Source organism: Pseudomonas piscis (assembly GCF_009380155.1).
GTDB lineage: Bacteria > Pseudomonadota > Gammaproteobacteria > Pseudomonadales > Pseudomonadaceae > Aquipseudomonas > Aquipseudomonas piscis.
Genome location: NZ_WHUV01000008.1, coordinates 38,144 through 52,012 on the forward strand (window position 1 = coordinate 38,144; position 13,869 = coordinate 52,012).

A 13,869-nucleotide genomic window follows, 5' to 3' on the forward strand; every position below is an offset into this window, starting at 1 on the left:
AGGTTGCAAAAAAGCGGAATGACGTTTGGACACGTCACCCCGCTTCTTCACCGAATTATCTGCGCGCTTTTAGTGGACACACTAAAGCTGTAGCTTACAGAAAAATGCTTTTTCGGTCCACCGTTAATGAGCCTCAAAGGCTGGAGAATGCGACAGGACATCGCTTGGCGGCCTGGAGCGGAGCCGAACTCAAGGCCCGACACCGCTCCGGATACATCTCAACGCAGGTCCAGCACATCCTGCATGTCGTACAACCCAGGCTCGCGACCATCCAGCCACAAGGCCGCACGCACCGCCCCCTTGGCGAAGGTCATCCGACTGGAGGCCTTGTGGGTGATCTCCAGGCGCTCGCCCTCGGTGGCGAACAGCACGGTGTGATCGCCCACCACGTCACCACCGCGCACTGTCGCAAAGCCGATGGTTTCACGCTCGCGAGCCCCGGTGTGACCTTCACGCCCATACACCGCGACCTGCTGCAGATCGCGCCCCAGGGCGCTGGCAATCACCTCACCCATGCGCAGGGCAGTGCCCGACGGCGCATCGATCTTGTGCCGGTGATGAGCCTCGATGATCTCGATGTCCGCATCATCGCCCAGCACCCGGGCCGCCATGTCCAGCAGCTTCAGCGACAGGTTCACACCGACGCTGAAGTTGGCTGCGAAGACGATCGGGATTTCCTTGCCCGCCTCCGCCAACAGTTGCTTTTCCTTGGCTCCCAAGCCCGTGGTGCCGATCACCATGGCCTTGCCGGCCTTGCGGCAAAACGCCAGGTTCTTGAGCATCACCTCGGGCAGGGTGAAGTCGATCAGCACATCGAACTCGTCGACCACCTTGTCCAGGCTGTCGGACATCGGTACGCCCAGGCGCCCCAGGGATGCCAACTCACCAGCATCCGCCCCGACCAGCGAACTGCCCGGACGCACGATGGCGGCCGTCAGGCCGGAGAGCGGCGAGCGCAACTGCACGGCCTCGACCAGGGTCTTGCCCATGCGCCCGGCGGCGCCCATCACAGCTATACGTCGCATGCCTTACTCCTTACAGGTCGCCGAAGAAGCGCTTGACGCCCTCGAACCAGCCAGCGGTCTTGGGCGAATGCGAATTATCGCCTTCCAGCGAGCCGCGCAGCTCTTCCAGCAACTCACGCTGACGACGACTCAGGTTGACCGGGGTTTCCACCGCAACCCGGCACATCAGGTCGCCGGCACCACCACCGCGCACCGGTGCCACGCCCTTGCCACGCACCCGGAATTGCTTGCCGGTCTGGGTACCCTCGGGGATCTTCAGCTTGACCCGGCCATCCAGAGTCGGAATCTCCAGCTCGCCACCCAAGGCCGCATCGGCAAAACTGATCGGCACTTCACAGAACAGATGCTTGCCATCGCGCTGGAAGATCGCGTGCTCGCGCACATTGATCACCACATACAGGTCGCCGGTCGGACCACCCTGGGTTCCGGCTTCGCCCTCACCCGACAGGCGGATACGGTCGCCGGTATCGACACCAGCCGGCACCTTCACCGACAGGGTCTTGTACTCTTCGACCCGGCCTTCGCCGTGGCACGACTCGCACGGATCGGAAATGATCTTGCCCTGGCCATGGCAACGCGGGCAGGTTTGCTGCACCGAGAAGAAGCCCTGCTGCATGCGCACCTGGCCAATACCGCCACAGGTTGGGCAAGTGACCGGCGACGACCCCTTCTTGGCACCCGAACCATCGCACGGTTTGCAGTTGACCAGTGTCGGCACACGGATATTGACCGTGGTACCGCGCACCGCTTCTTCCAGGTTCAGCTCCAGGGTGTAGCGCAGGTCGCTGCCACGCTGGGCGCCGCCGCGCGAGCTGCCGCGGCCGCCACCGAAGAAGTCGCTGAACACATCGCCGAAGATATCGGAGAAGTTCTGTCCGCCGAAACCGGCACCGCCACCACCCATGCTCGGATCCACACCGGCATGACCATACTGATCATAGGCTGCGCGCTTGCTGGAATCGGACAGCACTTCATAGGCCTCGTTGGCCTCTTTGAACAGATCTTCCGACGCTTTGTCGCCGGGATTACGGTCCGGGTGGTGCTTCATCGCCAGGCGACGATAAGCCTTCTTCAGCTCCGCTTCGCTGGAGCCACGCTCCACACCCAACACTTCGTAATAGTCACGCTTTGCCATAAGTCTTTGCACTCTTAAGGACGTCCGGCAAACCCCTCCTGAGCTCCGCCAAACTCGCTGAGCCCCTCTACAGGCCCGGACCCAACTCACGTCAATTCAACGATCCTGGTCTTGGAAGCCGACCCGGTTGCGGATCGACCATCGCGGTCATCGCAGCTGGAAAGCAGGAGCTTTCGAAGCTGACCGCCAGCACGCAAACCAAGGTTGCATACCGTTAGAAATTCACTGACTCCAGACACGCCAACGCGGGAGCAAGCTCCCGCGCGGCGACATCCTACCAGTCACCGCCTGAAGGCAGTCAACCGGCCGACCAACAAGCCATTACTTGTTGTCTTTCACTTCTTCGAACTCGGCATCGACCACGTCATCGGCCTTTTCGGCGGACTCGGCGTGCGGGGCCGCGCCTTCAGCAGGCTGGGCCTGTTCGGCGTACATCTTCTGGGCAACCGGAGCCGAAACCTTCGACAGCTCTTCGACCTTGGCTTCGATGGCAGCCTTGTCGTCGCCCTTGACGGCGGCTTCCAGGGCAACCACGGCAGCTTCGATGGCGGTCTTCTCTTCAGCGGTCACCTTGTCACCGGCGTCAGCCACCATCTTGCGAGTCGAGTGCACCAGCGCATCGCCCTGGTTACGGGCAGTCGCCAGCTCTTCGAACTTGCGGTCCTCTTCCGAGTTGGCTTCGGCATCACGGATCATCTGCTGGATTTCTTCATCCGACAGACCCGAGTTGGCCTTGATCACGATCGACTGAGTCTTGCCGGTAGCCTTGTCCTTGGCACCTACGTGCAGGATGCCGTTGGCGTCGATGTCGAAGGTCACTTCGATCTGCGGCACGCCACGTGGAGCCGGTGGAATGTCGGCCAGGTCGAACTTGCCCAGCGACTTGTTCTGCGCGGCTTGCTTGCGCTCGCCCTGCAGTACGTGGATGGTCACGGCGCCCTGGTTGTCGTCGGCAGTCGAGAACACCTGGGACTTCTTGGTCGGAATGGTGGTGTTCTTCTCGATCAGCGCGGTCATCACGCCACCCATGGTTTCGATACCCAGGGTCAGCGGGCTGACGTCCAGCAGCAGTACGTCCTTCACGTCACCGGCCAGTACGGCACCCTGGATGGCAGCACCCATGGCAACGGCTTCGTCAGGGTTGACGTCCTTGCGAGCTTCCTTGCCGAAGAAATCGGTCACGGCTTTCTGTACCAGCGGCATACGGGTCTGGCCGCCGACCAGGATCACGTCGTTGATCGAGCCAACGTCGATACCGGCGTCTTTCAGGGCGATACGGCATGGCTCGATGGTGCGCTGAACCAGGTCTTCGACCAGCGACTCCAGCTTGGCGCGGGAGATCTTCACGTTCAGGTGCTTAGGACCGGTGGCATCTGCAGTGATGTACGGCAGGTTGACGTCGGTCTGCTGGCTCGAGGACAGCTCGATCTTGGCCTTCTCGGCAGCTTCCTTCAGACGCTGCATGGCCAGCGGGTCACCCTTGAGGTTCATGCCGCTTTCTTTCTTGAACTCGTCTACCAGGTAGTCGATCAGGCGGATGTCGAAGTCTTCGCCACCCAGGAAGGTGTCGCCGTTGGTAGCCAGCACTTCGAACTGGTGCTCGCCGTCGACTTCAGCGATCTCGATCACCGAAACGTCGAAGGTACCGCCACCCAGGTCGTAGACGATCACAGTGTGGTCGCCCTTGGCCTTGTCCATGCCGTAGGCCAGAGCCGCCGCGGTTGGTTCGTTGATGATGCGCTTCACGTCCAGACCGGCGATGCGACCGGCATCCTTGGTGGCCTGGCGCTGGCTGTCGTTGAAGTAGGCCGGAACGGTGATCACCGCTTCGGTCACGGACTCACCGAGGTAGTCTTCGGCGGTCTTCTTCATTTTCTTCAGGATTTCAGCCGAAATCTGTGGTGGAGCCATCTTCTGGCCGTTCACTTCGACCCAGGCGTCGCTGTTGTCGGCCTTGACGATCTTGTAAGGGACCATCTGGATGTCTTTCTGCACCACTTCTTCATCGAAGCGGCGACCGATCAGACGCTTTACCGCGTACAGGGTGTTGTGCGGGTTGGTTACAGCCTGACGCTTGGCCGACTGACCCACCAGGATTTCGCCATCGTTGGCGTACGCAATGATCGATGGAGTGGTACGCGCGCCTTCGGCGTTCTCGATAACTTTTACGTTGCCGTTTTCAAGAATGGAAACGCACGAGTTGGTGGTCCCCAGGTCGATACCAATGATTTTGCCCATGTTAACTCTCCCGAAACTTTGGATTTGGATGCCGCAGCTGTGGTGGCAAACTGCGGTAGCACTTAAACGCTTGACTGATAAATGGGGGCTCTACAGCCGTTTTCAAGCCTTCTCGTTGATCGAAGGCGAAACCGGTGCTGGAGCCTTGCTGACCACGACCATGGCCGGGCGCAACAGGCGACCGTTGAGCTGGTAACCCTTCTGGAACACCTTGAGAACGCTGTTGGGCTCGACGTCGGCGCTTTCCTGCATGGCCATGGCCTGGTGCTGTTCAGCGTTGAAGGGCTCGCCATGGGGGTCGATGGCTTCCAGCTGGTAGCGCTTGAGGGTGTCGTGGAACATCTTGAGGGTCAGCTCGATGCCTTCGCGCATCGGACGAATGCTCTCGTCATCCGGACTGGACAGCTCCAGGCCGCGCTCCAGGCTATCGATCACCGGCAGCAGGTCGCCGGCAAACTTCTCGAGAGCGAACTTGTGGGCCTTTTCCACGTCCTGCTCGGCACGGCGGCGGACGTTCTGCAGATCGGCAGCGACGCGCAGAGCCTGGTCCTGCGCGGTAGCCAGCTGCTCTTCGAGCACTTGTACGCGAGCTGCAAGGTCTTCACCCGCAACCTCGGGGGCCTGATTGGTATCCGGGTTTTGCGTGTCCAGGGTCTGTTCGTCAGCCATGAAATTCTCCTTTCAATATCGTCCGTGGGTCGAACCCACTCTTCTGCCCAGCTATATGGGGACGCATTTTCCGGGTTCAAGCCCGCCACCATGGCAAAAGTCGGCACGAACCGACAAATCCACGGCAACCTCATTCCCTAACGCGCTAAAGAGCAACGACAGCCAAGCGAATCGAGCTAAGGGAAGGCATTGTCAGCCAGAAACAAAACACTGTATAAATAACCAGACATCTAGTTTGGGAGCGGCCTTAATGCTGGTGCACCTGTCCGTACATAATTACGCCATCGTCGAACACCTGGACCTGGAGCTGGATCGCGGGATGAGCGTCATCACAGGCGAAACCGGCGCCGGCAAGTCGATCATGCTCGACGCGCTCGGCCTGACCCTGGGTGATCGTGCCGACAGCGGCGTGGTGCGACCGGGCGCGGACAAAGCCGACATCCTCGCCACTTTCGACCTGGGAGACATACCAGAAGCCCGCACCTGGCTGGCCGAGCGCGACCTGGACACCGACGGCCCCTGCATCCTGCGCCGGGTGATCACCACCGAAGGCCGCTCCCGCGGCTATATCAACGGCACCCCCTGCCCTCTCGGCGACCTCAAGGCCCTGGGCGAGCTGTTGATCGACATCCACAGCCAGCACGAACACCAGTCGCTGCTCAAGACCGATACCCATCGCCGCCTGCTGGATGAATATGCTGGTGCCACCGACCTGGCGCGCCAGGTGCAGCTTGCCGCACAACGCTGGCGCCAGACCCGCCTGGAGCTGGAGCGCCTGTCCAATTCCGGCGACGAACAACGAGCCCGCCACCAACTGCTCAGCTACCAGCTGGAAGAACTCGCAAACCTCGGCCTGGGCGAGAACGAACTCGAGGAACTGGAGCAGGAACACAAGAACCTGACCAACGCCGAAACCCTGCTGGGCATCTGCCGGCAAGTAGTGGAACAGTGCAGCGAAAGCGACTCGGGCAATGTACTCAACGCCCTGACCGTCAGCCTCAACCGCCTGACCAGCATCGGCAGCTCGTCAGGAGCCCTGGCGGAGGCTACCAACCTGCTGGCCAGCGCCCAGATCCAGGTGGAAGAAGCCGTGGGGGAACTGAATCGCTTCGTTGACAACTTCGACGCCGACCCGGCACGCCTGCAGCACCTGGAGGAGCGTCTCGACTCCATCTACACCCTGGCTCGCAAGCATCGCATCCAGCCCTTCGAACTGGCCGCGATGCAACAGACCTTGCTGGACGAGATCGAGACCCTGGACGCCAACGACGAATCCATCGAGCGGCTGGGCGACGAACTGCAGTCTTTCGCGCGGCATTATCACGAGAAGGCCCAGGAGTTGAGCCAACTGCGCCAGCAGGCCGCCACCGGCCTGGCCAACGCAGTGGAGCAGGAGATCCAGCGCCTGGGCATGCCCGGCGGGCGCTTCACCATCGAACTACGAGCCAATGCCGGCGACGAACTGCTGCCCCACGGCCTGGAACAGGTCGAGCTGCTGGTCAGCGCCAACCCCGGCCAGCCCCTCAAGGGCCTGGCCAAGGTCGCCTCGGGTGGCGAACTGTCACGCATCAGCCTGGCGATCCAGGTCATCACCGCCCAGACATCACGAGTCCCGACCCTAGTATTCGACGAAGTCGACGTGGGTATTGGCGGGCCGACCGCCGAGATCGTCGGCCAGTTGCTGCGTCGCCTGGGCGAGCGTGGGCAGGTACTGACCGTCACCCACTTGCCACAGGTCGCCGCGCAAGGACACCAGCATCTGTTCGTGCACAAGGTGCGCGGCAGCAACGCGACCCATACCGCGGTATCCAAGCTGGGTAAAAACGAAAGAGTCGAGGAAATCGCCCGGATGCTGGGCGGCATCGACCTGACCAAGGAATCCCTGGCTCACGCCAAAAAGATGGTGGTGACCACCAAGGCCTGAGCCCCGGCCCCTTCCTTTATATAAGAGTCTTCATACTAGAAAACACGAAGGCGACCCTAGGGTCGCCTTCGATCGTTTCACGACTATGAAAGTCGCGTAGGGAGCTTATTTCTTCTTGTTGCGCACATACAGCACAAGATTGTGATCCACCAGTTCGAAACCGTGCTTCTCGACAATCGCCTTCTGAAGCTTCTCGATTTCTTCGTCGAAGAATTCGATCACTTCGCCAGACTCCACGTTGACCATATGGTCGTGGTGGCCGCCGTCAGCCAGTTCGAATACAGCATGGCCGCCATCGAAGTTATGACGTACCACCAGTCCGGCGGCTTCGAATTGAGTCAGTACACGGTAGACCGTGGCCAACCCGACATCTTCACCAGCCTCCATCAGCGCCTTGTAGACATCTTCAGCGCTCATGTGCCGCTGCTCGGTGGAATCGAGCATTTGTAGAATCTTGACCCGTGGCAGAGTCACTTTAAGGCCGGCTTTACGTAGTTCGCTATTTTCAACCATGGTCAGCTTTCTCGCCGATGCTGCTTCGCAGCTTCTCTTAATGCGGGTATGATCGGGGTTTACGTTGTCCCAGCCAAGATAGTGGAAGTCGCCCACCGATGCAAAACACCAAGCTCTTGCTAACCAGTTTCACCTTCGTGGGACTGCTCGCACTCGCCGGTTGTTCATTCCCCGGGGTTTACAAAATCGACATCCAGCAGGGCAATGTCGTGACGCAGGACATGATAGACCAGTTGCGCCCTGGAATGACCCGGCGGCAAGTACGGTTTATCATGGGCAACCCTCTGCTGACCGACACGTTCCATGCCAATCGCTGGGATTATCTCTACAGCCTGCAACCTGGTGGTGGCGAACGCCAGCAGGAACGCATCAGCCTGATCTTCAATGAAGGCGATCAACTGGTCAGCCTGGCCGGCGACTTCATGCCTGGCGTGAGCCGCGACGAGGCCCTGCTGGGTAAAGAGAACGGCAACACCGTTACCACTCCAGCCGAAAACGCCGAGAAGCCCAAGGCCGAGAAACCGGCCAAGCCTGGCTCCTTGCTGGACCAGATCCAGAAGGACGTGGATGGTGTCGAAACCGTTCCAGTACCTACGCCAGAGCCACTGGACACCTCGCCGCAATAAATCTGCGGCCACTAAAAAGCCCGGGATTACCCGGGCTTTTTTATTGCCTGTCGCAACCTGCAGCTACCCTTCGAGCTTGCGCGCCTGGGCAGCCTTGGCCGCTCGCATACGCCGTACTTCCTTGGGGTCGGCCAGCAGCGGACGGTAGATCTCGATCCGCTCCCCATCCTGGAGCACATGCCGCTCCGGGTCGTTGACCTGCTTGCCGAAGATCCCGACCGGACAGCTTGCCAAGTCCAGCTCGGGAAAATGCTCGCCCAGCACAGAAGCCAGCAGCGCAACACGCAGGGTCGTGCCTTCAGGCACCTGCACCTCGACCAGCAATTGGCGATCGACCGCGGCATATACCACTTCGATCCGCATCATGGGCTCAGCCATGCAGTTGCTTGGCGCGCTGGCAGAAGGCATCCACCAGGGTATTCGCCGCCTGGTTGAACAACGGCCCCAGGGTGGCGCGAACCAGCGGCCCGGCGTAGTCGAACGACAGGTCGAGGCTGATCTTGCAGGCCTTTTCCCCCAGCGGCTTGAATATCCACAGGCCGTGCAGCTGGTTGAATGGCCCCTCCTCCAGATTCATCTCGATCGACTGACCCGGCACCAGGGTGTTGCGAGTGACGAAGTGCTGGCTCAGCCCCCCCTTGGCCACCTCCAGGCTGGCACGCATCTGTTCGGCGCTGCTTTCCAGCACCGTGGACGAAGAACACCAAGGAAGGAACTCCGGATACCGGGCCACATCGTTGACCAGGTCATACAGAAACTGCGCTGGATAGGGCAAAAGGGCCGAACGTTGAATATGGGTCGTCATGTGAGCTTCATTTCCACAACTGGGCGGCAAACACCACAAGAATGCCGACGGGCGCCACATAGCGCATCAAAAACAAGGCCAGGGCGAACAACAAGGGGCTACGCAGCGACAGCTCATCACGCACCGCCTCACGGCCCATCACCCAACCTGCAAATACCACGAAGCACAAACCGCCTAGAGGCAACATGATCCGCGAGGTGAAGAAGTCGATCACGCCGAAGAAGTCCAGGCCGCCAGCCGCCCCCCATTGGTAGAGGTGGAAAGCGCCGCCTTCGTTCACGAAAAACTTGGCCTGCTGCCAGATGTTGAAGGAAAACACCGTTCCCAACCCCACGAACCAGCAGCTGAACGCCAGCCAGAATGTCACCCAGGCGCGGCGGATTTTAGTCCTCTCGACAAGATAAGCCACCATCGGCTCCAGCAGAGAGATGGCCGAACTCCATGCGGCAATGGCCACCAGGATGAAAAACACTACGCCCATGAGCTGGCCGAACGCCACATTTCCGAAGGCGAACGGCAGGCTGATGAACATCAGTCCCGGCCCCTCACTGGGGTTCAGGCCCGCCGCGAAGACGATGGGGAACAGCGCCATCCCGGCCAACAGCGAGACAAAGGTGTCCAGCAGCGCCACACCCACCACCGTTCCGGCCAGGGACGAATGCTTGGGCATGTAGGCGCCGTAGATCATGATCGACCCAACCCCCACGCTCAGGGAGAAGAAGGCATGGCCCATGGCCGGCAACAGGCCATCCAGCAGGCGCTCCAGGCTGAAGTCGAACATGAAGTGCAGGCCCTGCATGAAGTGCCCAGTAGTCATGCTGTAGCCCAGCAGCACCAGCAACATGACGAACAGCAGCGGCATCATGACCCGCAGACTACGCTCGAGCCCGGCGACCACGCCCTTGGCGATCACCAGCGCCGACAACGCCATGAACAGGGTATGCCAGAGGGTCAGGCGCCAAGGATCGGCGGTCACCGAAGCGAAGTAGGCACTGACCTGCTCGGCCGTGACGCCGCTGAAATCACCGCGACCCATGTCGATGATGTAGTCCAGCGACCAACCACCGACCACGCTATAGAAGGAAAGGATCAGCAACGCCGTGATCATTCCGGCGAAGGCACCCCAGGACCACTTGGCCGAATGCCCGGCCTCTTGGGCCAGGACTTTCAAGGCGTTGGCCGGACTCTGCCGAGCCCGGCGCCCGATCAGGGTTTCGGCCAGCATCACCGGCAAGCCGATCAGGGCGATACACGCCAGGAACACCAGGACAAAAGCACCGCCACCATAGACGCCGACCATATAGGGGAATTTCCAGATGCTCCCCAGGCCTACGGCCGAACCAGTTGCTGCGAGTATAAAGACCCAGCGGCTTGCCCAGCCGCCGTGGACAGAGACCCTGTCTGTCGACATCGTTAACGCGCCCAACCGAAAAAAAGAGCGCGCATTGTCCGGGATTCAATCAACCTGCTCAAGCACGCTGCATCACCGTAGCGGGCGACCGCGCAACTCCCTATAATGCCGCCCCTATGGCTAAACAGAAGAAACACCCAACAGGGACCATCGCGCAAAACAAAAAGGCGCGTCACGATTACTTCATCGAACATCGTTTCGAGGCTGGACTGGTCCTGGCCGGCTGGGAAGTAAAGAGCCTGCGGGCGGGCAAGGCACAACTGGTAGACAGTTACGTGCTGCTCAAGGATGGCGAGGCCTGGCTGTTCGGCAGCCATTTCACCCCGCTGACCACCGCCAGCACCCACGTCATCGCCGACCCGACGCGCACGCGCAAGCTGCTGCTCAACCAGCGCGAGCTGGAAAAGCTGTTCGCCGCGGTGCAGCAGAAGGGTTATGCCTGCGTCTGCCTTTCGCTCTACTGGAGCAAGCACCTGGTCAAGTGCGAGATCGCACTGGGCAAGGGCAAGAAGGAATATGACAAGCGGCACACCGAGCGCGAGCGCGATTCCGACCGGGAATTGCAGCGCGCCGTGCGGACCAAGGGCAAGGAAGACTGACCGTCCTACCCTGAAGTCGTCATCGCCGGTACTGCGGTTTCTGCACCATCGATGCAGGAACCGCAGTACCGGTGATTTGCATCAGATGCCCTTGCGCCGCTCGGCCCGGGCCACCCGCTGTACTTCCTGACGCACCTCCTCGAGCACCTCCTGCACATAGAGAATGTGCCGACTGGAGACTTCGCGCGCGTCCTCCGCACGCCCTTCGATAATCGCCAGGTACAGGTCACGGTGCTGGCTGATCAGCATCTCGCGGGTTTCCGTGCGCTGCTTGTACATGCCGCCGATATTGGTCACCACGTTGCGCTTGAGCAGATCGAACAGCCCGCGAATGGTGTGCAACAGCACAGCGTTATGGCTAGCCTCGGCAATCGCCAGGTGGAACCGGGCATCCGCCGCCCCCTCCTCGCTGCGGCTGTCGTCATTGGCATGGGCATAGCAATCCTGCAGTTCCTCGAAGGCCTGGGTCAGGCGCTCGCGATCCACCGGGGTCGCCCGCAGCGCCGCGTAGTAGGCGCAGGACGCTTCGAGGGTATGGCGGAACTCCAATAGATCACGCTGGGCCTCGGGATTGTTTTCCAGAAGATGCAGCAGTGGATCGCTGAAGGTCGAGCCCAGGGCTTCCACCACATAATTGCCGCCGCCCTGGCGGCTCATCAGCAACCCCTTGGCGGTCAACTTCTGGATCGCTTCACGCAGCGATGGACGTGAAACCCCGAACTGCTCGGCCAGGGCGCGCTCGGCCGGCAAGCGTTCACCCGCCTTCAAGGTACCTTCGAGAATCATCGCTTCCAGGCGCTCGACTATGTCGTCGGACAAACGGCGCTGGCGTATCTGGTCAAACCCCATCACTCACTCCCCAGCCTCCGACCCATCGTCGGGGGGCTCTATTCTGGCCTATTCACGCCGCGCCAACACCTGGCAGAAGGCAGACATTTCCAGCGATCAGATGCGCTCCCGCGCCCGCTTTCGACAAAAGTTCTAGGGCGGCAAATTGACACACCGAGCATCGGGCTTTTACCCTAGCCAACAGCGATTGTAAATTGGTCTTACCAATTAACCAACTCGCTAGCAGTGCCTGACCAACAACAATTAGGGGCCACCCCACTATGCAAACCTGGCAACAGCTCTATAGCCCGCTTGGCAGCCTCGGCCTGTCCGCTCTCGCCGCTGTCATCCCGATCGTGTTCTTCTTCCTGGCTCTGGCCGTGTTCCGCCTCAAGGGACATGTCGCCGGGAGCATCACTCTGGCCTTGTCGATCCTAGTGGCGATCTTCGCCTTCCAGATGCCCGCCGACATGGCCCTGGCTGCCGCTGGCTATGGATTTGCCTACGGTCTTTGGCCCATCGCCTGGATCATCGTCGCCGCCGTATTCCTCTACAAGCTGACCGTGAAGAGCGGCCAGTTCGAGATTATCCGCAGCTCGGTGCTGTCGATCACCGACGACCAGCGCCTGCAGGTACTGCTGATCGGCTTCTGCTTCGGCGCCTTCCTCGAAGGTGCCGCAGGCTTCGGCGCGCCAGTGGCGATCACCGCCGCCCTGCTGGTGGGCCTGGGCTTCAACCCGCTGTACGCCGCGGGCCTGTGCCTGATCGCCAACACCGCGCCAGTGGCCTTCGGCGCCCTGGGCATCCCGATCATCGTCGCCGGCCAGGTGACCGGTATCGACGCCTTCAAGATCGGCGCCATGACCGGCCGCCAATTGCCCCTGCTGTCGCTGTTCGTGCCGTTCTGGCTGGTGTTCATGATGGATGGCCTGCGCGGCGTCAGGGAGACCTGGCCAGCGGCACTGGTGGCCGGCCTGAGCTTCGCCGTGACCCAATACTTCACCTCGAACTTCATCGGTCCGGAGCTGCCGGACATCACCTCGGCCCTGGCCAGCCTGGTCGCCCTGACGCTATTCCTGAAGGTCTGGCAACCCAAGCGCAGCGCCGGCGCGCGCATTCCCGGGGTCAGCGCCGACATCGCCATCACCGCCAGCGCCGGCGGCTTCGGCCAGCCACGCAGCACCCTGGCCTCGCCCTACAGCCTGGGCCAGATCTTCAAGGCCTGGTCGCCATTCCTGATCCTCACCGTGCTGGTCACCATCTGGACCCTCAAGCCGTTCAAGGCGATGTTCGCCGCCGGTGGCGCGATGTACGCCTGGGTGTTCAACTTCGCCATCCCGCACCTGGATCAGCTGGTGATCAAGGTGGCGCCGATCGTCACCACGCCAACGGCCATTCCTGCGGTGTTCAAGTTCGACCCGATCTCGGCCACCGGCACCGCGATTTTCTTCTCGGCACTGCTGTCCATGCTGGTACTGAAGATCGACTTCAAAACTGGTCTGACCACTTTAAAGGAAACCTTTTACGAGCTGCGCTGGCCGATCCTGTCCATCGGCATGGTGCTGGCCTTCGCCTTCGTCACCAACTACTCGGGCATGTCTTCGACCATGGCCCTGGTCCTGGCGGCCACCGGCGCGGCCTTCCCGTTCTTCTCGCCGTTCCTGGGCTGGCTGGGGGTGTTCCTCACCGGTTCCGATACTTCGTCCAACGCCCTGTTCAGTTCGCTGCAGGCCACCACCGCGCATCAACTGGGGGTCAACGACACCCTGCTGGTGGCGGCCAACACCAGCGGTGGCGTGACCGGCAAGATGATCTCGCCGCAGTCGATCGCCGTGGCCTGCGCCGCCACCGGCCTGGTGGGCAAGGAGTCCGATCTGTTCCGCTTCACACTCAAGCACAGCCTGTTCTTTGCCACTATCGTCGGTCTGATCACCCTGGCCCAGGCCTACTGGTTCACCGGCATGCTGGTGCACTAGGCAATACTGATGGCGCCGCAAGGAATCGCGGCGCCAGTCATTCACCACCCGGTCTGCAAGGCTGCTGAAAGCTTGCTGGTTTATCTTTCAGCCGCCGCGACAGACGAATAACCGGGACCA

13 protein-coding genes are annotated in these 13,869 nt (G+C 61.0%); 4 read left to right on the forward strand and 9 right to left on the reverse strand.

What is annotated here, in order from left to right; translation table 11 throughout:
* Positions 1–218: 218 nt before the first annotated feature.
* The 4 genes from dapB to grpE all read right to left on the reverse strand — a co-directional run bounded on the left by dapB (position 219) and on the right by grpE (position 5,067).
* Positions 219–1,025, reverse strand: a complete 807-nt coding sequence (dapB, locus tag GDH07_RS30600; RefSeq protein ID WP_031320828.1) for a 4-hydroxy-tetrahydrodipicolinate reductase — start codon at positions 1,023–1,025, stop codon at positions 219–221.
* 10 nt (positions 1,026–1,035) lie between these two features.
* Positions 1,036–2,160, reverse strand: a complete 1,125-nt coding sequence (gene dnaJ, locus GDH07_RS30605; RefSeq protein WP_022642154.1) for a molecular chaperone DnaJ — start codon at positions 2,158–2,160, stop codon at positions 1,036–1,038.
* 321 nt (positions 2,161–2,481) lie between these two features.
* Positions 2,482–4,398 (reverse strand): molecular chaperone DnaK, encoded by a 1,917-nt coding sequence (gene dnaK / locus GDH07_RS30610; RefSeq protein WP_022642153.1) that lies wholly within the window; start codon positions 4,396–4,398, stop codon positions 2,482–2,484.
* 102 nt (positions 4,399–4,500) lie between these two features.
* Positions 4,501–5,067, reverse strand: a complete 567-nt coding sequence (gene grpE / locus GDH07_RS30615) for a nucleotide exchange factor GrpE (RefSeq protein WP_022642152.1) — start codon at positions 5,065–5,067, stop codon at positions 4,501–4,503.
* Between the two features lie 250 nt (positions 5,068–5,317).
* On the opposite strand from grpE, the gene recN reads away from it, so the two are divergent.
* Positions 5,318–6,991 (forward strand): DNA repair protein RecN, encoded by a 1,674-nt coding sequence (gene recN, locus GDH07_RS30620; RefSeq protein ID WP_152899734.1) that lies wholly within the window; start codon positions 5,318–5,320, stop codon positions 6,989–6,991.
* A 105-nt stretch (positions 6,992–7,096) separates the two neighbouring features.
* On the opposite strand, the gene fur is transcribed toward recN, so the two are convergent.
* On the reverse strand, positions 7,097–7,504 hold the full coding sequence (gene fur, locus GDH07_RS30625; protein ID WP_031320826.1) for a ferric iron uptake transcriptional regulator: 408 nt from the start codon (positions 7,502–7,504) through the stop codon (positions 7,097–7,099).
* A 98-nt stretch (positions 7,505–7,602) separates the two neighbouring features.
* Between fur and GDH07_RS30630 the strand changes: the two genes are divergently transcribed.
* Positions 7,603–8,130, forward strand: coding sequence for an outer membrane protein assembly factor BamE (locus tag GDH07_RS30630; RefSeq protein WP_022642149.1), 528 nt, complete (start codon positions 7,603–7,605; stop codon positions 8,128–8,130).
* 63 nt (positions 8,131–8,193) lie between these two features.
* Here GDH07_RS30630 and GDH07_RS30635 read toward each other — a convergent pair whose 3' ends face one another.
* The 3 genes from GDH07_RS30635 to GDH07_RS30645 are packed head-to-tail and all read right to left on the reverse strand — an operon-like array spanning position 8,194 to position 10,346.
* Complete coding sequence (locus GDH07_RS30635) at positions 8,194–8,508, reverse strand: RnfH family protein (protein WP_152899735.1); 315 nt, start codon at positions 8,506–8,508, stop codon at positions 8,194–8,196.
* Positions 8,501–8,935: a type II toxin-antitoxin system RatA family toxin gene (locus GDH07_RS30640; protein WP_022642147.1), complete on the reverse strand. Its 435-nt coding sequence runs from the start codon at positions 8,933–8,935 to the stop codon at positions 8,501–8,503. The genes GDH07_RS30635 and GDH07_RS30640 overlap by 8 nt, the downstream gene beginning before the upstream one ends.
* 7 nt (positions 8,936–8,942) lie before the next feature.
* Entirely contained in the window at positions 8,943–10,346 is a 1,404-nt protein-coding gene (locus tag GDH07_RS30645) for a sodium-dependent transporter (protein WP_053136913.1), read from the reverse strand.
* A 116-nt stretch (positions 10,347–10,462) separates the two neighbouring features.
* Here GDH07_RS30645 and smpB point away from each other — a divergent pair, with 116 nt between their 5' ends.
* Entirely contained in the window at positions 10,463–10,945 is a 483-nt protein-coding gene (gene smpB / locus GDH07_RS30650) for an SsrA-binding protein SmpB (RefSeq protein WP_022642145.1), read from the forward strand.
* Between the two features lie 81 nt (positions 10,946–11,026).
* Here the strand turns inward: smpB and GDH07_RS30655 are convergent, their stop codons facing one another.
* Entirely contained in the window at positions 11,027–11,794 is a 768-nt protein-coding gene (locus tag GDH07_RS30655) for a GntR family transcriptional regulator (RefSeq protein ID WP_022642144.1), read from the reverse strand.
* A gap of 260 nt (positions 11,795–12,054) precedes the next feature.
* Here GDH07_RS30655 and GDH07_RS30660 point away from each other — a divergent pair, with 260 nt between their 5' ends.
* A complete protein-coding gene (locus GDH07_RS30660) occupies positions 12,055–13,749 on the forward strand; it encodes a lactate permease LctP family transporter (protein WP_152899736.1) in 1,695 nt (564 codons plus the stop codon).
* Positions 13,750–13,869: the final 120 nt, after the last annotated feature.